We start from the raw sequence: 23870 nt of genomic DNA on the forward strand, positions 1-23870 counted from the left end.
GGTCAGGAATTCGCTCGCAGCGCGGCACCGAACCAGTCGAATACCGGTCCCAAAGTCGGCGGGACGGGCCAGCCGTTGATGATCGAGAGAAGTTGCCAATAGCGTTCGGCGCGTGGGTCTCCCGCGACGTCGAGCCGGGTCAGCAGCCAGCTCCGTAGCTCGGCGTCATCGGGGTGGCCGAATGTCGTCGCATATGCGGCGGTCAGCTCGTCGACAATGGGTTGGGCCGCAGCCGACGACGGTGCTGTGCCGGCTGCGAGCGCCTGGCCGACTCGTTCGCGCACGAGTTCGGTCAGCTCGTGGTGCAGCCCGGTGGTATCGCCTTCGGCGCGCTGTGCGGCCTGGTATTCCGCCATGCGGCGCACCGATGCGCGGAAATCCGGATCTCGAGTCAGTTCGGCGAGTTCCACCCAGGCCTGCACCTGGACGGGTTCCGGGTCGTCGGGTAGTTCCGGCATTGCCGCGCGGATGAGATCGACGAATTCCGGGTTGGCATCGGCCCCACCGAAGGTGTCTTCGACGAATTCGGTAATGAGGCGGTGCTTTTCGGCGTCGGAGAGTTCGACGAGCTTGTGCATGAGTTCCATCTCCTCGGGAGTCGAGCCACGCTCGGCTATTGCTCGTAACACGGTGCGCCGCACCCGCAGTGTGCTGATCTGGAACTCCAGCGCGTCGGCATGTGCGGCCGCGACCTCGGGCACCGTCAGTTTGCGGTCGAGCACCTGTCGGATGGCGGGCAGATCAATGCCGAGTTCGCGCAGGGTTCGCACCAGTTGCAGGCGGGCGAGCGCATCGTCGTCGTAGAGCCGGTAACCGGCGGGGCTGTGGGTGGTCGGCGGCACGACACCGGTGTCGGCGTAGAAGCGGATGGTCTTGACCGAGAGACCGGTCCGTTCGGCCACCGTGCCGATCGGATAAAGCGTGTCGCCGTCCATACCCCTACCCTCGCGTCTCCCCCTGGTGGAGACGCAAATCCCCGCACGATGCTACGGGTCCGGCGGAGTCAGCCGATGGTGCGGAAGAACTCGCGGATATCGCCGATGAGCAGGTCGGGAACCTCGAGCGCCGGGAAATGGCCGCCGGAGTAGAACTCCGACCAGTGCGTGATGTTGTGCGCCTTCTCTGCGAAGCGGCGGATCGCGTAGTCACCGTCCTTGAAGACCGCGACACCGGTGGGCACGGTGCCCTTCGGCGTGGGCGCGAACATCGCGGCATCGTGGAACCGCTCGTAGTAGAAGTTGGCCACGCTGCGGGCGGTCTCGGTGAACCAATAGATACTCACATTCGCCAGCACTCGATCCCGGTCGATGCCCTGTTCCGGCAGATCGTGTGACTGGTCGATCCACTCCTTGTACTTCTCGACGATCCAGCCGAGCTGCCCGGTCGGGGAATCGGCCAGCAACTGCGCGATGGTATTCGGGCGCGAACCATTGAGGTTCATGTACGCCGAGCCGTCCTTCTGAAAGTTCTGCATACGCGCCAGCCGCTGCTGCTCGGCCTCGGTCAGCGCGGCCATATCGGCCGGATCGCCGGTCGGGAAGGTGACCAGCGCATTGACGTGCACACCGAGCACATGCGCAGCATCGAGCCGGGCCAGCCGCGGGGCCAGAAACGCCCCGTGGTCGCCGCCGTGCACCCCGTACCGGTCGTAGCCGAGGCGAGCCATCAGCTCTGCCAGCGCCGCCGCGACTCTGCCGTCGTGCCAGCCCGCCTCGGTGATCGGACCGGAGAAGCCGTGACCCGGCAACGACGGAATGACGAGGTGGAAGGCGGGCATATCGGCGTGACCGTGCGCCTTCGGATCGGTCAGCGGGCCGATCAGATCCAGGAAGTCGATCACCGAGCTGGGCCAGCCGTGCAGCAACAGCAGCGGGGTGGCATCGGCTTCGGCGGACCGCACATGCAGGAAGTGCACATCCTGTCCGTCAATAGTGGTGCTGAACTGCGGGTACTCGTTGAGCTCCGCCTCGACCGCGCGCCAGTCGAACTTCTCGGCCCAGTAACCGGCGAGCTCGCGCAGGTAGGCGGTGGGCACGCCGCGTTCCCAGCCGGTGCCGCGCAGATCGTCGATCCAGCGGGTGCGGGTCAGCCGCGCACGCAGATCGTCGATATCGGCCTGGGGGATCTCGATGCGGAAGGGGTGGATGTCGTTGTTCGTCATGCGATCGACTCTGCTGGTAACGAGGGTGCCGCCGAATCACGAGAATTCGTTATCTTCGGGTCCACGACTCTTTACGTTGGCACCGAGACCGTGATCCGGGCATGATCGCGTGGTGTTGAGCGTTCCCGACCGCGGTGCCTTCGTCGGGCGAGCAGCAGAGGTCTCCGCGCTCCAGCGTGCGTACCAGGACGAGTCGGTGCACACCGTGCTGATCGCCGGTGAGCCCGGTCTCGGCAAATCGCGGCTGGTCAGCGAGTTCGCCTCGCGGCTCGGCTCGGATGTGCTGGTGCTGACCGGCCGGTGTCCGGAGTTCGGCGTGAGCGGGGTGCCGTTCGCGCCGTTCGTCACGATCATGCGCGCTCTGGTGCGGCGGATCGGCGTCGACGAGCTGACCGTACTACTTCCGGTCGCGCGCCCCGCGCTCTCACGCTGGCTGCCCGAGCTTGCGAAGCGCACCGGCGCGGCCGAGCCCGAATCGGATCGGATCCGGCTGTTCGGCGAGATCCTCACGGTACTCGAGCAACTGGCGATCTCGCATCCGGTGGTGCTCGTCCTGGAGGACCTGCACTGGGCCGATGATTCGAGCCGCGAACTGCTGGCCTTCCTCATCGCGAATCTCACCCAGCGCGATCTTCTGCTGATCGGCACCCACCGGCCCACCGATTCGGAGCCGCTGCGTCGACTCGTCACCGGACTGCGCCGTGATCCCGGTGTGCGCGTACTGAATCCGGAGCCGCTGACCAAACACGAGGTCGGGCGTCAACTCGCCGCGGTGCTCAACCGCGAACCCGAACCCGGGGTTGCCACCCGAGTCTTCCAGCGCAGCAAGGGGATTCCGCTATTCGTCGAGGCGCTGGGGCGAGCACTGCAGGAGGATCCCGACCGTGTACCCGCGGACCTGACCGACCTTTTGCTCGGCTATCAGGCCGGACTGCCGGAGCATGCCAAGGCCCTCTTGCGACTCGCCGCTGCCGCGGGCTCGCCCGTGCGGGCAGCGTTATTGGAATCCGCGACGGACCTGTCCGACGACGCCCTGCATCTGGCCCTGCGCCAGCTGACCGACCAGCGGTTACTGCTCGCCACCGACACCGGCTACGAGTTCCGGCACAGCCTGATTCGCGATGCCGTCTACGACGATATGCTGCCGGTCGAGCGAAAGCGCCTGCACACCAGGCTCTCTCAGGTGCTACTCGGCGAAGACGCCCTCCGTGCCGGTGACCAGCGAATGGGCGAGCTGGCCTATCACGCGTATGCCGCGGGCGATCTGCCATACGCACTCGTGGCGTCCTGGGGTGCCGCTACGGAATCCGAAGGGGTGCAAGGTGAACGCGTGCGCCAGCTGGATCGAGTGCTGGAGCTGTGCGATCGGGTGCCCGACGCGGCGACGCTGATCGGGGCCGATCGGCTCGCCGTGCTGGAACGCATTGTCGAGGCATGCTTTCACGGCGGCATCGTCGAGCGCGGCGTCGCCGCGGCCGACGAGGCGCTGGAACTGCTGGATGCGGCGGCCGCACCGGAGCGGGCCGCACGCCTGTACTACTACCGGGCGGGTTTGGAGAACCAAAGCAGCGGCGGATCCGTCGATGATCTCACCCGGGCATTGGAATTATTGCCCGCGCGGCCGCCGAGCGTGCTGCGTGGCGAGGTGCTCGCATCACTGGCCGCATCCCGTGTCTTCAACGGTGATGCCGACGGGGCCGCGCGCGACGCCCGCGCAGCCGTGGAGATCGCCGAGCAGACCGGCACGCCAGCGCTCGCCGCGCGCGGCTACGCCTATCATGGTCTGGCGGCGGTCGCCGGAAATGGTTCCGCTGTTGCGTATTTCGAACAGGCGCATGCCGCGGCGAACGATCCGCAGACATTGTTGACCGTGGTGCTGTGGGAGTCGGCGGCGCTGGTCGCGGCGGGCGAATACCAGGCAGCCATCGAGGCGATCCAACAGGGATTGCGGGCCGCCCACGAAACCTTCCGTTTTGCCGATGCCGGGCCCATCCTGTTGGTGAAGTGGGCGCAGGCATTGGCCGCGCTCGGACGCTGGCCGGAGGCACTCGGTCTCATCGACGAATCGCTCACCGAGCAGCTGCCGCCGCTGAGCAAGGCCGCGCTGCTGCTATGTCACGCGAGAATCGTGCTGGCCCAGGGCTCTTCGCCGGCGGCAACGAGCAGTGCCGATGCCGCCGCGGAACTGTTGAGCGACGGACCGTGGGCACGCCAGTACCAGCTCCAATTGCATACGGTGCGAACCGATATCGCGATCGCGGACGGACGATCCCGACATGCGCACGAGCTCGTCGCCGAGACGCTCGCGGCCGACGACCTCGCCACCCACCACCATGAGGTGTGGCCGTTGCTCGCGACCGCTGCCCGGATTGCGGATTTCGCGTCCACCGCCGACCGATTGCCGGTGACCACCGCGGTCGACACGGCCTACCACGCCGTCTGCACCGCCACCATGGACAGCGATCCGGCCGCCTGGCACAGGGCGGTATCCGCATGGCGCACCATCGATCAACGCTACGACCTTGCTCGCAGCCTGCTCAGCGCCGCCGAAGCCGAACTGGCGGTCGGCAATCGCGCCGCCGCCCGCGAACCCCTACGCGAAGCCGCCGAACTCGCTGCGGATTTGGGGGCGACACCGTTGGCCAACGCGGTGGCGCAGGTGGCCGAACGTGCCAGGATCGCGCTCCAGGTAACGCGGTCGGAGCCGGCGAACGAACCGCTGCGCACTTTCGGTCTGACACCACGCGAGATCGACGTATTGCGTTTGGTCGCAGAGGGTTTCAGCAATCGCCGGATCGCAGCCGAGCTGTTCATCAGCGGCAATACCGCAGGCGTGCATGTATCGCGGATCCTCACCAAACTCGGTGCCGCGACACGGACCGAAGCCGCCGCCGTGGCCCGCAAGCACGGCCTCATCTGAGGCGACTTCAGGTGGCCTTGCAGATCAGGGTCAGCAGAGCGTTCGCCGTCCGAGCGCAGAAGGTTTCGGCATCATCCATCTTCCCTTGTCGTTCTCATGTGGTTGGGTGTTCCGTCTCATAGTCCCCATAGCGTCGAGGGCCGGGCGCGGCGGCGGCGAGTTCGGTTGCCGCCCGTTGCAGCGACACCGCCGCCGGATGCTCAGCACCGAGCAAAGCTGCTGCTTCCTCGTAAATCGGTTGGATCTTGTCCCGCAATTCCCGGGACTTGCTCACGTCAAGGTTCGGCACCAAAGACTTCCTCTCATCGGCTCGGGCATTGGCTGGTCGATACGTCGCGCGTTCCCGAGTGGTCGCTGAACACGAACGGGTTTCCTTGGATGCGGCCTGTCACGCTCATACTGACACGCCAGGTTCCCGCGTAACAGGCCGCGTTCACCTCGTACGACCTGGAATTCGGCGGGGACGGCGGGATCGCGGCATCAGTGATGTAGGCAGCGTTCACCCACCTGCCGCCCTGGAGGTATTCCAGTGCCAGGGTCAAGATGTGCTCTTCGGGCGGTCCGTCGCACTGGGCGACGCCGTTTCCCGTGATCTTCGGCGCGTACACCGATGGCCGGCTGTAGGTGAATTCGAAACCACAAGACTTGGCGGCGATGAACTCCGGGTGTGCAGCGGTCGTAGCCCCGGCCGGTGCGGTGCTGAGCGCGGCGGAGCCGAGGATTCCGACGAAAATGATTGTGTTACAGCGGGATAGCATCATTCACTTCCTTGTTGAGTTGGGAATGCACGCCGCCGCAGATTTCGCTGGCCAACTGGGGCGGCGCCAAGAACAGCTCGGGGAATGCGTTGTGCGCGGGTGGTGCTCGCGTCTGCTTATTCGGCGCTCCAAGTGACAAGCCCGACCCACACGTCCGGGCGGGCGAATCAGACGCCTACCACTCGACATATGCGCCGGGTCGGAGCACCCCCGCCTCGACCAGGGTCCAGAACGCTTCATGTTTTGCGCCGCATGAGCCGGCGTCGCAGTTGATTCGCTGACGGAATACGCGGCGCGCTTCATCGACGCTGTAGGGATGGTCTGGTGCATGGTGGCACTGGTCACGAGCGATGCGAGCCAGTATTTCCGCGCTCGGCCGCTCGCCGTCGACGTGCGCCGGGCGGTCGATGAGGTACGGCAGTATGTAGAAGAGCACGACGCCCAATGTCAAAACCCCGGCGACTGTGGCGCAAACAAGTCCAGTAGTCGACACAGCTAGTCGACCTCCGTGTCGTCGATCGAGATCGGCTCGACGGTGATCACAGCGTGCTCGTCGAACTCGTGGAGGTCATCCAATGCGAATGCGAACGCCTGTCCGGCATACCCGTGGTCATCAACTGGCGCCCATGATCCGTCGGCACGCTGCAACCAGCCCGCCGGGCGATCGGTTCTGGCATTGGCGTGGCGCAGCGCGACAACGATTGCACGGCTTGCGCGCTCGAGATCGGCCTCGCAGTAGCGGCAAATCCCGGTCTCCGGCTCGGCATCCTCACAGGTGCAGCGGGGGCAGAGCTTCGCTTGGGGCTCAGCAAGCGCCATCCGGCATCACCTCGGTTCGTTCGTGATCACCGGTGCCGGGGTACGCGACATCTCGGCACAAGGACGTTTCTTGGGGTGGGTCTCCCCATTGGCGGACGGCATCCGCGAATAGCTCGACCACATCGCCCGGTGCGCCGCTATAGGTACGGGTTGGGCCGACGAAGGGATCACGTTGCGGCAGTTTGGAATTAGGCATGGTTACCTCGCCCGTGACGCCGCGAATCTTACGGGTTGAACGGCATTTGGCTGTACCGCCTTGGGGTTCGTTGGGTTTGGCAGGCCGCCCGGCGCCGAGGGCTCTCAGGCATCACCCCGGCGCCGGGTGCCTAGATCAAGAACACGCTGAGCGGGTGCCTCGCCGTAAGGTGTGCAGCCTGGGTGGGTGTGTGCACAGGGGGTGTGCGCGGCAGCGAATTCATGGCGTGCAAGGCATTTCGCATGCCACACTTCTGAAATGGGACGGCAGCCCAAGCAACCCAACACGCAGCTCGCCGAACTGCTCGAGGAAACGGGCCTACCGAACAAGGCGCTCGCTCGCCGAGTCGTCGAGCGAGGCCGCGCGCTCGGTGTCGAGTTGCGCTACGACCACACCTCGGTGGGCCGGTGGCTGGCGGGCGAGCAACCGAATCTGCCTGGGCCCGAGCTGATCGCGGAGTGTCTCACCGAGGTGGCAGGGCGTCGGGTCACCGCTGCCGACTGCGGGATGACCGGCGGAGGAGAGGCTGCCGATCTCGGACTGAAGTTCTCATTGAGTCTCGCCGAGGCGACCGCTTCGGCGACTGCGTTGTGGAGGAGTGATGTGGAGCGCAGGCGGTTCCTGGTCGGCGCGTCATATGCGGTCGCGGTCTACCCGGCCGCATCAATGCGGTGGCTGACCCTGCCAGGACCCGAGCACCCGGTCTCGGCTGGGTATCGCCGGATCGGACAGAGCGACGTCGATGCAGCCCGGACAATGACAACCGCGTTCCGGGACCTCGACAACCGGGTGGGCGGCGGGAAGGTGCGGTCGACGATCGTCCATTACCTGCACAGCTCCGTCGCCCCGCTGCTGCGCGGCAGCTACAACGAGCGCATCGGGCGACAGCTTTTCGCCACCACTGCCGAACTCACCAAGCTCGCAGGTTGGGCCGCCTACGATCTCGAGGAACACGGCCTCGCGCAGCGCTATCTCATCCAGGCGCTGAGGATGTCGCGCGCCGCGGGCGATGCCGGCCTCGGTGCGGAGATCCTCGCGGCGATGAGCCACCAGGCGACCTACGTCGGCCGTCCCGGCGACGCCGTCGACCTTGCCCGGGCGGCGCAGATAGCAGCCCGCAACGCTGGCCTCGCCGCGCTGGAGTCGGAGTGCCTGATGGTCGAGGCGCACGGCCATGCCTCGAGGCTGGACGAATCGTCTTGCGCGACATCCTTGAACGCTGCCGAGCGCGCGTTCGGCCGCGGAGATTCCGGTCGGCCAGAATGGCTGGACTACTTTGATGGCGCGTACCTTTCGGCCAAGACCGCACACTGCTTCCGGGATCTGGGCGACCTCGCCCGGGCGGCCCGCTATGCCGAGCAATCCCTCGACATGTCCGAAGGCTACCTGCGCGGGCGGGCATTCAACCTGTGCCTGCTGGCATCAGCCGTCGCGGACGCGGATCCACATGAGGCGGTGCGCATCGGCAACGAGGCGCTCGATCTGGCGGGCAGCCTCGAGTCCCGGCGCAGCTACTCCTACCTTCGTGAGGTCCGGTTTCGGCTCGCACCGTACGACGAACTCGACGACGTCGCAAACTTCCGACGGCGCGTGCTCGCCGCGACTACGGGGACAGACTGACAGCGCGGTACAGGGCGACGACAGTCGCGGCGCCGACAATCTCTCCGCGATCGATCATCGCGACCGCATCCAGGAGCGGGATCCACTCGATCTGCTCGGCCTCGTTGACGTCCGGCTGCTTGTCGGTCAGGTCGGCGCCGTGCGCGAGGTAGATCAACTGCGGCTGATCGAGTGTGCCGATCGCTGGCTGGTAGGTGACCAGATGTTCCATTGTGCGCGGTCGCCAGCCGGTCTCCTCTTCGACTTCCCGGGCTGCCGCCAGCGCAACGTCCTCGGCACCGTCCACATAGCCTCCGGGCAGCTCCCAGACCCAACGATCGATGATGAACCGATGCCGGAACATCAACAACGCCTCGCGCTTGTCGTTCAATACCAGGGTCATCGCGCACCGCGGCATCCGCGCCACGTACTGGGTGAACCTGACGCCGTCGGGCAGTTCGACATCGACGGTAGACAGTCGGATGTGTCGATTCTCGTCGACGAGGTGCTCACCATGGATAGTCCACTGGGTTCGGCTCACAAGTCGAAGGTAGCAAGCATGCATTTGCTGAAGCCGCCCGGAATCCGTTACGGGGCGGATTTGTTCGTTCGGACGAAATCCTCTGCGCAGTCCTGCTTTCCGTACCGCTGCCGCGCATGTCCAGCCACCTCGGCATGGGTGATCTGTCCCAAGTCTGCGCGGCCCGCCTGGACCAATTCGCGCATCCTCACCAAACTCGGTGCCGCGACACGGACCGAAGCCGCCGCGGTGGCCCGCAAACACGGCCTCATCGAGCCTGACTGAAGCAGCCGTTCACTTCCCCACCGCGCGGATCAATTCTTTCGTTGTCGATCAAGCCATGAGCGGCACCGTGATTCGCCGTCCGTCGGCGGCACCTGCGACGAGCGTCAGCCGACACCGAATGCGGTGACTACTCACCGAAGGGAGCTGAACCCGATAATGGTCGGACTATGACCGAATCCCTACTCCACCAGCGCTTCCCCGAACTGGCCGGCACACTGCCGTTCGCCCGGCTCGGTATCGCACCGACGCCGGTCCGCCCGCTGGACCTCGGCACCAACAGCACCGTCTGGTGCAAGGACGAAAGCGGGTACGGCTCCGGCGGCTGGGGTGGCAATAAGGTCCGCAAGCTGGAGTGGCTATTGCCCGAGGCCCGGCGGCGCGGTGCCCGCACCATCCTCACCTTCGGCGGCACCGGAACCAACTGGGGTCTGGCCACGGCGCTCTACGCCCGGGAATTCGGCATCGACACCGGGCTGGCGCTGGTCGACCAACCGGTGGACGACCACGTCCGCGCGCAGCTGCGACGACTGGAAAACTCCGGCGCCACCCTACATTTCACGCACAGCAAGTTGCGCACCGTCCTGGCCGCACCGTGGCTGCTGCTGCGGCATATGCACGGGCGCACCCCACCGTATCTGCTGCCCGTCGGCGGATCGTCGCCGATCGGCGCACTCGGCTATGTCGAGGTCGCATTGGAACTGGCGGCGCAGATCGCCGCGGGCGAACTACCGCAACCGACACATCTGGTGACCGCCGTCGGATCCGGCGGCACAGCAGCGGGTTTGGCCCTCGGCCTACGGCTTGCCGGACTACGCACCCGCGTCGTCGGTGTCGTCGTCAACGACTCGCTCCCCCTCGACGCGCGACACATTGTCGGGCTGGCGAACCGCGCTGCGACGGTGCTGCGCGCACGCGGCGCGGAACTCACCACGCCCGAGCTGCGCCCGGACGACGTGACGATGGTGTGCGACTGGCTCGGTCCCGGCTACGGCCATGAAACCCCGGCCGCCATTGCCGCGAAGAAGCTCGCCGCGACCAACGGGCTGGAATTGGAAACCGTCTACACCGCAAAGGCTTTGGCCGGACTCCTGGCGATGGATGCCCGCGGCGACTTCGACAACGGACCCGTTCTGTTCCTCGATACCTACGGGCCGCGCTGATCCGGGTCCAGTCCCAGAATGACCGCCAGCACCGCGCGCAACCGCTCCACATCGCCGCGAAGGCCGGTCACCGCATCCTGATACAGGAAAGCCTCGATGAGCCGGACCAGCGCATAGGCGAAGGTCTGGGTATCGACCCGGTTCTGGTAGCCCTCCACCATCGCGGTATCCAGAATTTCGGCGACCACCCCGACCACCTTCGGCTGGACCGGCCCATCGCTGGTGGTGATGATGCGGCCCGCGGTGGCCTGTTCGGTCGCGATGAAATAGCGGTAGGCCTCGCTGCGCGTCATCCACTGCGCCACCCGGTCCAACAGGGCGAGTACCCGCGGCGCGCCGGTGCCGTCGGCGCGCGTCTGCGCCGCCACGACCATCCGCTCGAATTCCGACACCATGACCGCGCCGAGCAGACCGTCGCGCGAACCGAACCAGCGGTAGATGGTCGCGCGCGACAATCCGAGTTCCGCCGCGATCGCCTGCACATCGACCCGCTCGCAGGCCAGGAACTGAGCGCTGGCCGCGGCGAGCACCTGGTCCTGGGAGGCGGCGGCGGGACGGCCGACGGGTCGGGCGGCTCCGGAGGTTGTGGTCATCCCAGCCCTGGGATCGATTCGCGACACATGCGTAGTAACGTACCAAATCGACCCGAGCGAGTACCGCGCCCGTCTGGGCCAGTGCTCCGCCACTGCGAGAGGATGTGCCCGTGCGCTCGACCCTGATCTCCCGTAGGGACCTGGACTTCCTGCTCTACGAATGGCTGCGGGTCGAGGAACTCACGGCGCTGCCCCGGTTCACCGATCACTCCAGGGAGACATTCGACGGCTTTCTCGACCTCTGCGAGGAGCTGGCCACCCAGCACTTCGCCACCCACAACAAGCGCAACGACAGCAATGAGCCGACCTTCGACGGTGAGAAGGTCACCATCATCCCGGAGGTCAAGGCCGCGATCGAGGCCTTCACCAAGGCCGATCTCATCGGCGCCGCGATGGACGAGGAGATCGGCGGGCTGCAGTTGCCCGCAACCGTGGAGGCCGCCGGATTCTGCTGGTTCCAGGCCGCCAATGTCGGCACCGCCGGCTATCTGTTCCTGACCGTCGGCAATGCCAACCTCCTCGCCGCGCACGGCACTCCGGAGCAGATCGACCGCTTCGTCAAGCCCATGGTCGAGGGCCGGTTCACCGGAACGATGTGTCTGTCCGAACCGCAGGCGGGTTCATCGCTGGCCGATATCGTCACCCGCGCCGAACCGCAGGCCGATGGCACCTACCGGCTGTTCGGCTCGAAAATGTGGATCTCCGGCGGTGATCACGAGCTGACCGACAATATCGTGCACCTCGTGCTGGCCAAGATTCCGGGCGGACCGGCGGGAACCAAGGGCATCTCGCTGTTCGTCGTGCCGAAATTCCTGGTGGCCGAGGACGGTTCGCTCGGCGCGCGCAACGATGTGGTGCTGGCCGGGTTGAACCACAAGATGGGATATCGGGGCACCACCAATACGGTGCTGAATTTCGGCGAGGGCAAACACAATCCGGACGGCGCGCCCGGCGCGGTGGGTTACCTTGTCGGCGAACCACATCGCGGCCTGTCCTACATGTTCCACATGATGAACGAGGCGCGCCTCGGCGTCGGTCTTGGCGCAACGGCGTTGGGCTACACCGGATATCTGAAATCGCTCGACTACGCCCGGGAACGGCGCCAGGGTCGAGCGGTCACCGCCAAGGACCCGTCCGCACCGCAAACGCCGATCATCGAGCATGCCGATGTGCGGCGAATGTTGTTGGCGCAGAAGGCTTATGTCGAGGGTGCACTCGCTCTGCTGCTCTACTGCAACCGCCTGGTCGATCTGGAACGCACCACCACGGATCCGGCCGCCGAACGCGATCACACCCTGCTGCTGGAAATCCTCACCGGCGTGGCGAAGAGCTGGCCCTCGCAATGGTGTCTGGAGGCCAACAGCCTCGCCATCCAGGTGCACGGCGGCTACGGCTACACCCGCGAATACGATGTCGAACAGCACTATCGCGATAACCGCCTCAACCCCATCCACGAAGGCACCCACGGCATCCAGGGTCTGGACCTGTTGGGCCGCAAGGTGATCCAGAACGACGGCGCGAGCCTGCGGCTACTGGCCGCACAGATCGAGCGGACCGTACTCGCGGCCACCGAGGCGGGCGGCGAGTGGACCGAATTCGGTGGCCAGCTCGACGCGGTCTGGCAGCGCCTGCTCACCGTCACCGGCTGGATGTTCGCCTCCGGCGATATCGCCGCCGCCATGGCCAATTCCAGCATCTACCTCGAGGCCTTCGGGCACGTCGTGGTCGCCTGGATCTGGCTGGAGCAGGCTCTTGCCGCGCACGGCAAGGAGGGCGACTTCTACGACGGAAAGCGCGCGGCGGCCCGCTACTTCTTCCGCTACGAATTGCCCAAGACCACACCGCAATTGGATCTGCTGGAGCTGATGGACCGCACCACGCTGGATATGCGCGACTCCTGGTTCTGACCCGTCAGACGACCAGTGGTCGCCGCCCGGGTCGGGTGCGGCGCCAGGCCAGCACGAGAAAGACCAGCAGGCCGACCAGCGGCAGGGTGCCGATCGTCCAGCTCAGCGGCAACGGCGGTCCGGGCTGGTCGAGCACCATGACATTGCCGAGGGTTCCTTCGCCGTGCCCGAGTGGACCGTCGATCGCGAAGGTGAAGGTGTAGGTGCCGGGGTCGTCGAAGGCCTTGACGTCCAGGCCCCAGGAGTCGCGTTTGCGGGGATGGCGGACCAGCGGTGTGGCGCGGCGGCCGGGCCTGATCGCGGGTCCGGTCAAGCGCAGTGTCCCGGATTTGTCGGCGATGCCGCCATCGGGCATGAAGGTGAAGTCCAGCGACTTCATCGCGCGGATGGGCCAGGTGGAGAAGCCGACGGTCACGTTGTACGGGCCCACCTGGACGCGCTCGGTGTGCACGATCTCGACCGGCGCGTACGCGGAGGCGGGGGCGACGGCGACCAGCGACAGGGTGATCACTGCCAGCACGGTGACGGCGAGTCTGCGAAGTACGGACATCACGCGTCCTTCATTGCGGGCAGCATGGTGGTGAACCGGCCACCGAGGAATCCGGCCAGCAGGCCGATCGGAATGCCGAGCAGCGTGATCGTCACGATGTCGCCGACGGCGATATGCGACGTGGCGCGGACGAGGTTCAACTGCAGCGGGAACGTCACGCCGACGATCACGCCGGTCACCGCACCCGCCACCAATACGATCTTGCGCGCATCGAAACCACGGGCCCGTGCCGACCAGAACAGTCCCTCGACCGCGACCGCCGCGACGATCAGGAACATCGGCATCATGACGGGCAGATCCGGCGGCCGTCCCGTGAGACCGTCACGCAGCGGCAGTCCGATCGCCGACGCGTAGGTTTCCGCGGCCCAGGGCGAGAACCACCACAGGATCGCCTGCATGGCACCGAGCGAAACCGCGATGGCAACAGCCGCGCCCGCACGCGCCAATAGTGCCGCGCCCAGTACGAGCAGCATCGGCCCGAACAGGACGATGCCGAGGATGGTCGGGTCGACGGGCAGATGCAGGTTGTTCAATGCATTGGTGGGAATCGGGGCGAAGGTGATCAGGATCGGAATCGCGACGACGATGCCGATCCGGCCCCAGCGGTGGTCGCGGTGAGCCGCGAAGACGATGATGCTGCCGATCATGGTGAGCGAGATGGACAGGAACAGCGCCACATGTGACGGGGTATTGAGCACCGCGTCGAAACCGTAGATCGAATGCCACTCCAGATCGAGCAGGCCGTAGAGCAGGAATAGCGCCGCACCGGCTCCGGCGACCATATAGCCGAGCGGTGCGGTCAGATTGCTGCCGAAGACTCGGATGGGGGTGCCGCCGAGGCGGGGCACGAGCCGACCGGCGCGTTGGGCCGAGGTGGCGATGAGAACCATGGCCAGGCTGGCGAATCCGGAGATCGCGCTGCCGGAGTACAGGAACAGATGCGGCAGGGTGAAGAAGGTGTCCGGACCGACTTCGTTGTGCCACTGGATATCCCAGCTGAGACCGACCAATGTCACTGCGGTGCCGAGCAATACACCCCAGGCACCGATTCGGGCCGCGATGGTGTCATCGGAGATCTCAGGTCCGGTGTCGGCTTCGACCGGTGCTGCCGTGGTCATGGTGGTCATTCCTCCTGATCTGTGCATGTTTTCAGCCGCCGACCCAGATCGGCACCGCGAGTTCGTCGAGACTGTCGTGTTCGTCGATCGATAGTCGAAGCTCCCACTGTCCGGTCATCATCAGTGGTACCGATGTCGCATGGAAGTGTCCCGGCCCGGTGGCCGTCGCCGTGATGGGCTGTCCCGCGTGACCCATCAGCGGCTGGTTGGCCTGAATACGCACCGCGGCATGGTCTTTCGTTGCGCCCGCACGGTCGGTGACTGTGATATCGATAGCAGTGCTGCCGATTCGAAGGCTGTCGATGGAGACCGTGACGAGGTGCTGCGGGGTACCGGCTTTCAATACCAGAAGGCCGGATGGGCGCGGCCAGACGAACCAGGCGATGGCGGCGAGCACGATAACGATCACCGCCGCCCCGGTGCGGAGAACGCTTTTCCGGGTTGCGCTCATGACCGCGCTCCCGCCGCGACATCGAGAACGACCGGGACCGTGAGCACGGTGTAGCGCCTTTCGACCTGGATCCAGAGGCGATAGCGGCCCGCGAGCGGGAAGGTGTAGGTGAACGGCACGTCGGGTCCATAGGCGGCGACCGTCTCGTCGGGCGCGCTTTCGCCATTGGCGGGTGGCATGAGCATGGTGCCCCGGCTCGCGGCGGGCCCGGCCATTTCCATGCCGGGCATATCCATCCCCGGCATATCGGACATCCCCTGCATCGATGTCGCGCCCATCGAGTGGCCATGACCCCAGATGGGTGAGTTCTGTACGGCCGCCGCGATATCCGGGTCGCTTGGTAGTGGACCCGCCATGATCAGGTGGCCGACCATGCCGAGCCACGGTTGCAGATCGGCGGCATCGCCGAATTCGGCGGTGATGGTGATCGGTGCCCCAGCAATCGGCGTAGTCGTCCTGACGGTGACCGGGTTACCGTCGACAACGGTCGACGCGGTCTTGGCACCAGCACCGAGATGCACTGCGGCGCTGGAGGATTCCGGTGCAACGACACCGGCCGAGACGGTGAACCCGCTTGCCGCGCGAACCATCTGCACACCACCGCCGCGCCGAGCCAACTCCGCGGACAACGCATACCGCCCGGCCTCGGGCGCGGCCAGATGAACCTGATACCGGCCGGGCGCGACCCGGATCGGATGCAGATGCGACAGGCGGCCGGTCGGGCCGACCATCAGCAGATGCATGAGCGCACTGTCGTGTACGACCAGATCGTCGACGGGTGCACCGGTGGCGGCATCGATCAGAACGAGGTCGAGATCGCCTGGCTGCCCGGCATTCACCAGACCGCCCGTGACCGTGAGCAGTACCGGCGGCCGCGAAAAGTCCGAAATCAACGGCTGATGCACGGCGTAGGGATCGGTGACATTGTCGAGCGTGGGATCGAGCTGACCGCCGGGTTGCGGCGGCAGCGGCAGCGATGCCGAAAGCAGTGCGGCGGTCACCGAAACCGCCACCCCGGCCACCATCCCGGCGGCCGGAACCAGCGCCCATACACTGCGACGAGCACGAATCGCGAGCACCACCGCGACAGGCAGCAGTACGCCCGCCACCAGAAATCCGCCGTACACCAGACGCTCGGGCGGCGAGGTCACCTGCGCGGGCACGATGAACGGAATCCGCGCCACTCGCGTACCGTCGCCGACCGCCAGTTCCCATGGCCCCGCGCGGTCCATTCGGACAGTCGCCGAGTACATCCCGGGAGTGCCGCCGAGTTCGACAACCGCCTCGGCGGTGGGCGCGCCCGGTGCGGGCTGCATCGACTTCGTCGAGACCCCTGTCGGCATCACCGCGAGCGTGAGTTGCCCGGGCGCGGTACCGGCATGGGTGACCACATCCACCCGCAACGGACCCGGCACGCTGGTCACCCGGCGCAAGATGATCGTGAGCTCCCGGTCACCGAGCGACTGCGCGACCGAAATATCCGAACCAGAGGAAGCCGAATCCGCCGATACGGAACCCGCCCCGATCGACACCAACAACGCGCACACCCCCGCAACCAGCAGAGCGCGACCAACACCGGCGACAACAGCCACGCCCGCCATGGTAGGGATGCGTACCCGCGAGAACATCACCCCCAGCGGGGATTTCGCCTCCCCCGCGGGAGTGATGCCGCCCTATCCCGGCATCCGGATACTCCCCCAGCTCACCGCCGGAACCACCGCCGCAGTGAGGTGCGGTGCCCGGCATTCGAATCTGTGTGATCAAAACTCATCGGCTGCGAACAGGGTGGCGCAATGGCCGCTCCGAGACGAATCCGACCAGGTCAGAGCAGGTAGGGAGCGGCGGAATAACATCCGCTGAATTGCGGAGCACGAATGCTGGCATTCGGGCGCTCCCGCGCCAACTATCGTCGCTATCCATGCAGGTCAGCGAGAGAAAGGTGGCGGAGGTGGGAGCCGAGGCAACGCCCGTGCGACGGTTGCGGGCCGACCAGGCGCGCCGGATAGCCGACGTGCTGCGTCATCAGATACATGCGGGTGCCTTCGACGATGTGCTGCCGAGTGAGCAGGAGTTGGTCGCGGAATACGACGCGTCGCGCAATACTGTGCGCGACGCACTCGCACTGCTCAAGGACGAAGGGCTGATCGATCGGGTGCCGAAGGTGGGCACCCGGGTCGCCCGGCGCAAATACGACCACGGGCTGGACGCACTGCTCGGGCTGCAGGAAACCCTCAAGGGCCACGGCACGGTGCGCAACGAGGTGCGCGCGGCAATGCATATCACCGCACCACCCGCCGTCGCACGCAAGCTCGGGCTGAATCCCGGTGAGCGCGTGGTCTATATCGAACGACTGCGCTATCTCGCCGACCTACCACTGAGCCTGGATCTGACCTATCTCGCACCCGATATCGGCACCGAGGTCCTCGGCCACGATCTCGAGACCAACGACATCTTCGTACTCATCGAACAGATCAGCGGCGGACCGCTCGGCTCGGCCGATCTCGCGCTGGAAGCGATTACCGCCGATGCGCACACCGCCGCCACCTTGGAAGCACCCGAGGGCGCGGCGTTGCTGATGCTCGAGCGGCTGACCCGGCTCGACGACGGCAGACCGGTGGATCTGGAGTACATCCGGATGCGCGGGGACCGAATCACCATGCGCGGCAGTCTTATCCGCAGCACATCCGAATGGAAGGTCATCTGATGGCACTGGCGAACCAACGCACCGACATCCCGGTGACCATCGACGAATCACTATGCATCCAGGGCTGCACGCTGTGCGTGGAGATCTGCCCGCTCGACTCGCTGGCCATCAATCCGGAAAACGGTAAGGCCTTCATGCACGTGGACGAGTGCTGGTACTGCGGCCCCTGTGCCGCCCGGTGTCCCACGGGCGCCGTCACCGTCAATATGCCCTATCTGCTGCGCTGAACGATCCGGAAGTCCCATGAAGAAACGCCTCGCTCCCCTGCTCCTCGCCGTCGCACTCGCCGCGGCGGGCTGCTCCCTGCAGAGTTCGGACAAAACCCCCGAAGGCACTGTCAAGGTCGTCGTCGGCTACCAGTCCAAGACCATCAATACCGTCACCGCGGGCACCTTGCTGCGCGCCCAGGGCTATCTGGAGCAGCGGCTACAGAAGATCACCGACAGCGGCGGCGCCAAGTATCAGGTGGAGTGGCAGGACTACGACACCGGTGCGCCGATCACCGCGCAGATGCTGGCCGAGAAGATCGATATCGGGTCGATGGGCGATTATCCGCTGCTGATCAACGGATCTCGCACCCAGGCCAATGAGCGGGCGAAGACGGCGCTGGTATCGGTGACCGGCTACAACCCCAAGGGTGCGCTCAATATGGTTGTGGTGCCTCAGGATTCGACGGTGACCGGGATCGGTGGCCTGGCCGGGCAGAAGATTTCAGCCAGCGTCGGCTCGGCCGGGCACGGCACCCTGGTGCAGGCGCTCTCGCGGGCGGGCGTCGATCCGGCCAAGGGCGTCGAGGTGCTCAACCAGCAGCCGCAGGTCGGGGCGACCGCATTGGAATCGCATCAGGTCGGCGCGCTCGCGCAGTTCGTGGCCTGGCCCGGACTGCTGGTGTTTCAGAACAAGGCGAAATTGCTCTACGACGGTGCGGAATTGGGTGTGCCCACCTTCCACGGCGTGGTCGCGCGACGCTCCTACACCGCCGATCATCCCGAGGTACTGCAGGCTTTCCTCGCGGCCCAGCTCGATGCCACGAAGTTCTTGAACGAGAAACCGTTCGAAGCCGCCAAGATCGTCGCCGACGGTTCCGGATTGCCGCAGGAGGTCGTCTACCTCTACAACGGGCCCGGCGGAACGTCTTTCGACACCACGCTCAAGCCCAGTCTGATCGACGCGTTCAAGGGCGATGTGCAGTACCTGAAGTCGATCGGCGACTTCGCCGAACTCGATATCGATAAGTTCGTCGATCCCGCGCCGCTGCGCAAGGCCTTCGCCGACAACGGCGTGGGCGATTACGACCAGGCGGTGGCGGCCACCGTCAACCCCAGCCGCGTCACCGGCACCGACCCGGTTTGCGCGCGTCCGGTGAGCGATGCCGCGCAGGCCGGCGAGCTGTGGCTCGACGGCACGGATCGTCCGCAGCCCGCCGCGGATCCGACCTGCCTGTTGCGCGCTGTTCAGGCGGCCAAGGCGCAGGGCAAGCTGATCCGCGCCGCCTATGTGCCCGATGCCGAACTCGGTACGCGCTGGTTCGCCGATAAGGCGGTGTGGCTGCGCGATGGCGACAACTTCCTGCCGTTCACGACACCCGCGGCCGCGCAGCGCTATCGGCAGGCACACCCGGCCGCCACGGCGATCTCCTACGACCAGGCCGTCACGGAAGTCCGACGATGACAGCATTGCGCAGCGATACGTTGAGGAATGGTGGCCGGGAGACGGGCGGGCCTACCGCGGCCCTCGTCAGCCCTACCGCGGCCGACGACGAAACCGCCGAGGTGCGCGGGAGTTCGGTATGGCGCACCCGAGTGCTCCAGGTGGCGTCGGTCGCGACCGCGATCGGACTGTGGCAGCTGCTCACCGCCAATAATGTGCGGTGGTGGCTGCGCTTCGACACACTGCCGACGGTCACCGAGATCATCCGTGAATTCGGCAAGCAGCTGCAGTCGGACCAGTTCTATGTCGATGTCGCGCAATCGCTGATCCGTATTCTGACCGGATTCGGGCTCGCGGCCGTGGTCGGGGTGGTCGCGGGCATCGGTCTAGGCCGCTCCGGGCTTTTCGCCGCGGTGCTCGGACCGCTCACCGAATTGGCGCGGCCGATTCCGGCCATCGCGCTGGTGCCGGTGGCGATTCTGCTGTTCCCGAGCGACGAATCGGGCATCGTCTTCATCACCTTCATGGCATCGCTGTTCCCGGTGCTGGTCAGCACCAGGCATGCGGTACGCGCCCTGCCGACCATCTGGGAGGACGCACTGCGCACCCTGGGCGCTTCGCGCGCCGATGTCCTTGTGCGAGTGGTATTTCCGGGCATCCTGCCGGGCGTATTCAGCGGCCTGTCGGTCGGGATGGGCGTGGCATGGATCTGCCTCATCTCGGCCGAGATGATCTCCGGGCGGCTCGGTATCGGCTACCGGACCTGGCAGGCCTACACCATCGTCGATTACCCGGCGGTATTCGTCGGCATGATCACCATCGGCATTCTCGGCTTCGGCACCTCCGGAATCGTGGAACTGGCCGGACGTCGGATCACCCGCTGGCTGCCGAGGGAGGTCGCCGAATGACCACGACAACCGCACCCGCCACCCCGACCACAACCGGAATGCGGTTGAGCCTGGACGGAATTCGCATCGCGTACGGCGGCAAAACGGTGCTCGAAAACCTCGAGCTGGCCATCACACCCGGCGAAATCCTGGTCGTGGTCGGCAAATCCGGCTGCGGCAAGTCGACGCTGCTGCGGGCGATCGCCGGACTGCGCAAGCCGGACCACGGCGTGATCCGCGCCGACGGCATTGCGGTGACCGGACCGTCCGCCGACCGCGCCCTGGTCTTCCAGGACGACGCGCTGCTGCCGTGGCGCACCGTGCGCCAGAACATCGAGCTCGCACTCCAATTGCGCAAGGTGCCGCGCGCCGAACGCAAGGCAAGCGCCCGGCATTGGGTGGAAGAGGTCGGACTCACCGGCTACGCCGATTATCTCCCGCGCGATCTCTCCGGCGGCATGCGGCAGCGAGTCCAGTTGGCACGCAGTCTCGCCGGATCACCGCGCGCGGTACTGATGGACGAACCGTTCGGCGCACTCGACACCCAGACCCGAACAACCATGCAGCGCTTGCTGATCGACACCTGGCGCGCCCACCCCACCACCGTCGTTTTCGTCACCCATGACCTGGACGAGGCGCTACTGCTCGGCGACCGCATCGCGGTACTCGGTGACGGCGCGCTGCACACCCTGGTCGATGTGCCCGAGCCCCGCACACCGGCGGATCGCCGATCGGTGAAGGCCGAAATCCTGGAGAAGTTGTGAATATTCCCGAGCTATCCGATCGGATCCGGCTCGACTGCGATGTGCTCGTCATCGGCGGCGGCACCGCGGGGACCATGGCCGCACTGACCGCCGCCGAGGCCGGCGCCGATGTGTTGCTGCTGGAGAAAGCGCATGTGCGGCACTCCGGTGCATTGGCCATGGGCATGGACGGGGTCAACAATGCGGTGATTCCCGGCAAGGCCGAGCCCGAGGACTACGTCGCCGAAATCACCAGGGCCAATGACGGAATCGTCAACCAGCGCACCGTATATCAGACCGCAACCCGCGGCTTCGCCATGGTGCAGCGACTCGAACGCTACGGCGTGAAATTCGAGAAGGACGAGTACGGCGAGTACGCGGTGCGCCGGGTGCACCGGTCCGGATCGTATGTGCTGCCCATGCCCGAGGGCAAGGATGTGAAGAAGGCGCTGTATCGCGTACTGCGCCAACGCAAGATGCGCGAGAAGATCCGCATCGAGAACCGGCTCATGCCGGTGCGGGTACTCACCGATGCGGGCCGCGCGGTGGGTGCCGCCGCATTGAATACGCGCACCGGCGAATTCGTGGCGGTGGGTGCCAAGGCGGTGATCCTGGCGACAGGTCCGTCCGGCCGCCTGGGGCTGCCCGCATCGGGTTATCTGTATGGCACCTACGAGAATCCGACCAATGCGGGCGACGGGTACTCGATGGCCTATCACGCCGGCGCGGAACTCAGCGGTATCGAATGCTTCCAGATCAATCCGCTCATCAAGGATTACAACGGTCCGGCCTGCGCCTATGTGGCCAATCCGTTCGGCGGGTACCAGGTGAACGCGAAGGGCGAACGCTTCGTCGACTCCGATTACTGGTCCGGACAGATGATGTCGGAGGTCAAGCGCGAGATCGAATCCGCACGCGGGCCCATCTATCTCAAGGTGTCACATCTGCCCGACGAGACCCTCACGACGCTCGAAGGCATTCTGCACACCACCGAACGCCCGACTCGCGGAACTTTCCACGCCAACCGTGGCCATGACTATCGCACCCACGATATCGAGATGCATATTTCCGAAATCGGTTTGTGCGGTGGACATTCCGCGTCGGGCGTATGGGTCGACGAAAACGCCCGCACGACCCTGCCCGGGCTCTACGCGGCCGGTGATCTCGCGTGCGTGCCGCACAACTACATGATCGGTGCTTTCGTCTTCGGTGATCTGGCGGGTGGTCACGCCGCATCGACACTGTCCGAAGTCGCTGCGCCCATCGAACTTCCGGAAGACCAGTTGGCCGCGGCACACGAACTGATCTACCGGCCGCTGCGGCAGCCGGACGGCCCACCGCAGCCGCAGGTCGAGTACAAGCTTCGGCGATTCGTGAACGACTATGTGGCGCCGCCCAAGACAGCCGCGAAACTGTCGATCGCGGTCGAGACCTTCGAGCGGATGCGCGGCGAAATCGCCGAAATCGGCGCCCGCACACCACATGAGCTCATGCGCTCGGTCGAGGTCTCCTTCATCCGCGACTGCGCCGAAATGGCGGCGCGCAGTTCGCTGACCCGCACCGAATCACGGTGGGGGCTCTATCACGAACGCGCCGATCTGCCGCAGCGCGACGACAACGAGTGGCGCTATCACCTGAACCTGCGCAAGAACTCCGATGGCGCGATGGAATTCCTGAAGCGGCCGGTTGCCCCGTATCTGGTACCGGTGCCCGGTCTCGACGACCTGCCCTCGACCGACACCACTGTGGTCCCGGTCACGCAGCCGGAACTCATCGGTGGGCGCGCACCGGCCGATGCACCGCGCACCGTCCGCACATCGACGACCCCGCCGTCACCACGACTGGTCAGTCTGCTTGCCCTGGATTCGCCTACGGTGCAGGATCTTTCGACCTATCTGTCCGATGCCGATGCCGGTGTTCGAGTGGCGGCGCTGTCGGTGCTGACCGAGAACACCCCCGAGGGATTCACATCGGTATTGATCGGCGCGCTCGACGACGACGCGGCCTCCGTTCGTGCGGCGGCCGCGGCGAGCCTGCGCGAACTCGTGGAGGTGCTTCCCGATTCGACCGGCCTCGCCGATCGACTCGACTCCCCCGACCCGGTCGTCCGGGCGACCGTCGTGGATCTGCTGCGCGCGCTGCGAGCCGGAACCGCGACGCAATTCGTTGCGGCACTGACCGATTCGGACCACCGGGTGCGCATCGAGGCCGTACGGGCTCTGGTATCGCTCGACGACTGGCAGGCGGTCTCGTCGGCGGCGACCGATGAGAACCGTGAGGTGCGCATTGCCGTCGCGCACGGGTTGTCAGCGATCGGCGGACAGGGTACCGAAACCGCGCGCGCCCTCGCCGATGATCCGGATCCGCTCGTGCGTGCCGCCGCCCTCGCTGCCTTCGCGAATCTCGGTGTCGCACAAGATGACACGGCGCTACTTGTCGGCGCGCTCGCACACTCTGCCTGGCAGGTCCGGGTGGGTGCCGCGCGCGGTCTCGCGGGCGCGGACCCCGATTTCGGCGTCACCCCACTTTCCGAAGCCCTGCACGATCCACACCTCGACGTGCGCAAGGCAGCGGTATTGTCGCTGGCAACCTGGCCGCACAGCGGGGCGGCGCACGATGCGCTGAAGCCGGCGATCGATGACACCGATGCGGACGTGCGCGCCTACGCACGCCGCGCGTTGGACAGTGCACACCCGCTGTCGTAGCCGCACACCGTTTATGCGGGATGCGCCACCGCGACACGGGTGCGGCAATGGGCGGCTGGCCGATGGAACTTCTCGGCAGCCTCCCCAGGCCGCATCTGCACGGAGTTCGGACTGCTGCGGCCGTCGACCGCGCCCACGGGATTG

22 protein-coding genes are annotated in these 23870 nt (G+C 66.1%); 10 read left to right on the plus strand and 12 right to left on the minus strand.

Annotated elements, in window-relative coordinates; genetic code table 11:
• Positions 1 to 2: 2 nt before the first annotated feature.
• Complete coding sequence (locus ACIBW7_RS18500) at positions 3 to 935, minus strand: MerR family transcriptional regulator (protein WP_397047657.1); 933 nt, start codon at positions 933 to 935, stop codon at positions 3 to 5.
• 68 nt (positions 936 to 1003) lie between these two features.
• A complete protein-coding gene (locus tag ACIBW7_RS18505) occupies positions 1004 to 2161 on the minus strand; it encodes an epoxide hydrolase family protein (RefSeq protein ID WP_397047659.1) in 1158 nt (385 codons plus the stop codon).
• 112 nt (positions 2162 to 2273) lie between these two features.
• Between ACIBW7_RS18505 and ACIBW7_RS18510 the strand changes: the two genes are divergently transcribed.
• Positions 2274 to 5081 (plus strand): ATP-binding protein, encoded by a 2808-nt coding sequence (locus ACIBW7_RS18510; RefSeq protein WP_397047661.1) that lies wholly within the window; start codon positions 2274 to 2276, stop codon positions 5079 to 5081.
• Between the two features lie 94 nt (positions 5082 to 5175).
• Here the strand turns inward: ACIBW7_RS18510 and ACIBW7_RS18515 are convergent, their stop codons facing one another.
• From ACIBW7_RS18515 to ACIBW7_RS18530, 4 genes are all read right to left on the minus strand, one after another.
• Positions 5176 to 5370, minus strand: a complete 195-nt coding sequence (locus ACIBW7_RS18515; protein WP_327098226.1) for a hypothetical protein — start codon at positions 5368 to 5370, stop codon at positions 5176 to 5178.
• 13 nt (positions 5371 to 5383) lie between these two features.
• Positions 5384 to 5842, minus strand: coding sequence for a hypothetical protein (locus tag ACIBW7_RS18520; RefSeq protein ID WP_397047664.1), 459 nt, complete (start codon positions 5840 to 5842; stop codon positions 5384 to 5386).
• 172 nt (positions 5843 to 6014) lie between these two features.
• A complete protein-coding gene (locus tag ACIBW7_RS18525) occupies positions 6015 to 6284 on the minus strand; it encodes a hypothetical protein (RefSeq protein WP_397047666.1) in 270 nt (89 codons plus the stop codon).
• 50 nt (positions 6285 to 6334) lie between these two features.
• Positions 6335 to 6658, minus strand: coding sequence for a hypothetical protein (locus tag ACIBW7_RS18530; protein WP_397047668.1), 324 nt, complete (start codon positions 6656 to 6658; stop codon positions 6335 to 6337).
• Between the two features lie 454 nt (positions 6659 to 7112).
• Here ACIBW7_RS18530 and ACIBW7_RS18535 point away from each other — a divergent pair, with 454 nt between their 5' ends.
• On the plus strand, positions 7113 to 8474 hold the full coding sequence (locus ACIBW7_RS18535) for a hypothetical protein (RefSeq protein WP_397047670.1): 1362 nt from the start codon (positions 7113 to 7115) through the stop codon (positions 8472 to 8474).
• Here the strand turns inward: ACIBW7_RS18535 and ACIBW7_RS18540 are convergent.
• Positions 8458 to 8994, minus strand: a complete 537-nt coding sequence (locus ACIBW7_RS18540; protein ID WP_357482175.1) for an NUDIX hydrolase — start codon at positions 8992 to 8994, stop codon at positions 8458 to 8460. The two genes, ACIBW7_RS18535 and ACIBW7_RS18540, sit on opposite strands and share 17 nt — an antisense overlap.
• Before the next feature lie 431 nt (positions 8995 to 9425).
• Here ACIBW7_RS18540 and ACIBW7_RS18545 point away from each other — a divergent pair, with 431 nt between their 5' ends.
• Positions 9426 to 10418, plus strand: coding sequence for a 1-aminocyclopropane-1-carboxylate deaminase/D-cysteine desulfhydrase (locus tag ACIBW7_RS18545; RefSeq protein ID WP_397047672.1), 993 nt, complete (start codon positions 9426 to 9428; stop codon positions 10416 to 10418).
• Here the strand turns inward: ACIBW7_RS18545 and ACIBW7_RS18550 are convergent.
• Positions 10403 to 11011, minus strand: a complete 609-nt coding sequence (locus ACIBW7_RS18550; protein WP_397047674.1) for a QsdR family transcriptional regulator — start codon at positions 11009 to 11011, stop codon at positions 10403 to 10405. The genes ACIBW7_RS18545 and ACIBW7_RS18550 overlap by 16 nt on opposite strands.
• A gap of 110 nt (positions 11012 to 11121) precedes the next feature.
• On the opposite strand from ACIBW7_RS18550, the gene ACIBW7_RS18555 reads away from it, so the two are divergent.
• Positions 11122 to 12918: an acyl-CoA dehydrogenase gene (locus ACIBW7_RS18555; protein ID WP_397047676.1), complete on the plus strand. Its 1797-nt coding sequence runs from the start codon at positions 11122 to 11124 to the stop codon at positions 12916 to 12918.
• 4 nt (positions 12919 to 12922) lie between these two features.
• Here ACIBW7_RS18555 and ACIBW7_RS18560 read toward each other — a convergent pair whose 3' ends face one another.
• Genes ACIBW7_RS18560 through ACIBW7_RS18575 form a run of 4 tightly spaced genes read right to left on the minus strand, consistent with a single transcriptional unit; the run spans position 12923 to position 16629 of the window.
• Positions 12923 to 13468 carry a hypothetical protein gene (locus ACIBW7_RS18560; protein ID WP_397047678.1) on the minus strand — a complete coding sequence of 182 codons (546 nt, stop codon included), beginning with the start codon at positions 13466 to 13468 and terminating at the stop codon, positions 12923 to 12925.
• Positions 13468 to 14586: a hypothetical protein gene (locus tag ACIBW7_RS18565; protein WP_397047680.1), complete on the minus strand. Its 1119-nt coding sequence runs from the start codon at positions 14584 to 14586 to the stop codon at positions 13468 to 13470. Before ACIBW7_RS18565 ends, ACIBW7_RS18560 begins: the two co-directional genes overlap by 1 nt.
• Before the next feature lie 31 nt (positions 14587 to 14617).
• Positions 14618 to 15037 carry a FixH family protein gene (locus ACIBW7_RS18570; protein ID WP_397047682.1) on the minus strand — a complete coding sequence of 140 codons (420 nt, stop codon included), beginning with the start codon at positions 15035 to 15037 and terminating at the stop codon, positions 14618 to 14620.
• Positions 15034 to 16629, minus strand: a complete 1596-nt coding sequence (locus ACIBW7_RS18575) for a hypothetical protein (protein ID WP_397047684.1) — start codon at positions 16627 to 16629, stop codon at positions 15034 to 15036. Before ACIBW7_RS18575 ends, ACIBW7_RS18570 begins: the two co-directional genes overlap by 4 nt.
• A gap of 326 nt (positions 16630 to 16955) precedes the next feature.
• Between ACIBW7_RS18575 and ACIBW7_RS18580 the strand changes: the two genes are divergently transcribed.
• Genes ACIBW7_RS18580 through ACIBW7_RS18605 form a run of 6 tightly spaced genes read left to right on the plus strand, consistent with a single transcriptional unit; the run spans position 16956 to position 23726 of the window.
• A complete protein-coding gene (locus tag ACIBW7_RS18580) occupies positions 16956 to 17741 on the plus strand; it encodes a GntR family transcriptional regulator (RefSeq protein ID WP_062985440.1) in 786 nt (261 codons plus the stop codon).
• Positions 17741 to 17968 (plus strand): ferredoxin family protein, encoded by a 228-nt coding sequence (locus ACIBW7_RS18585; protein ID WP_040689749.1) that lies wholly within the window; start codon positions 17741 to 17743, stop codon positions 17966 to 17968. The genes ACIBW7_RS18580 and ACIBW7_RS18585 overlap by 1 nt, the downstream gene beginning before the upstream one ends.
• Positions 17969 to 17984: 16 nt before the next feature.
• Positions 17985 to 19412: an ABC transporter substrate-binding protein gene (locus tag ACIBW7_RS18590; RefSeq protein WP_397047687.1), complete on the plus strand. Its 1428-nt coding sequence runs from the start codon at positions 17985 to 17987 to the stop codon at positions 19410 to 19412.
• Positions 19409 to 20299, plus strand: coding sequence for an ABC transporter permease (locus tag ACIBW7_RS18595; RefSeq protein ID WP_397047689.1), 891 nt, complete (start codon positions 19409 to 19411; stop codon positions 20297 to 20299). The genes ACIBW7_RS18590 and ACIBW7_RS18595 overlap by 4 nt, the downstream gene beginning before the upstream one ends.
• Positions 20296 to 21042 carry an ABC transporter ATP-binding protein gene (locus ACIBW7_RS18600; RefSeq protein ID WP_397047691.1) on the plus strand — a complete coding sequence of 249 codons (747 nt, stop codon included), beginning with the start codon at positions 20296 to 20298 and terminating at the stop codon, positions 21040 to 21042. Before ACIBW7_RS18595 ends, ACIBW7_RS18600 begins: the two co-directional genes overlap by 4 nt.
• On the plus strand, positions 21039 to 23726 hold the full coding sequence (locus ACIBW7_RS18605) for a fumarate reductase/succinate dehydrogenase flavoprotein subunit (protein WP_397047693.1): 2688 nt from the start codon (positions 21039 to 21041) through the stop codon (positions 23724 to 23726). The genes ACIBW7_RS18600 and ACIBW7_RS18605 overlap by 4 nt, the downstream gene beginning before the upstream one ends.
• Positions 23727 to 23870 lie beyond the last annotated feature (144 nt).

It is taken from the genome of Nocardia sp. NPDC049526 (assembly GCF_044465765.1).
Taxonomy (GTDB): Bacteria; Actinomycetota; Actinomycetes; order Mycobacteriales; family Mycobacteriaceae; genus Nocardia.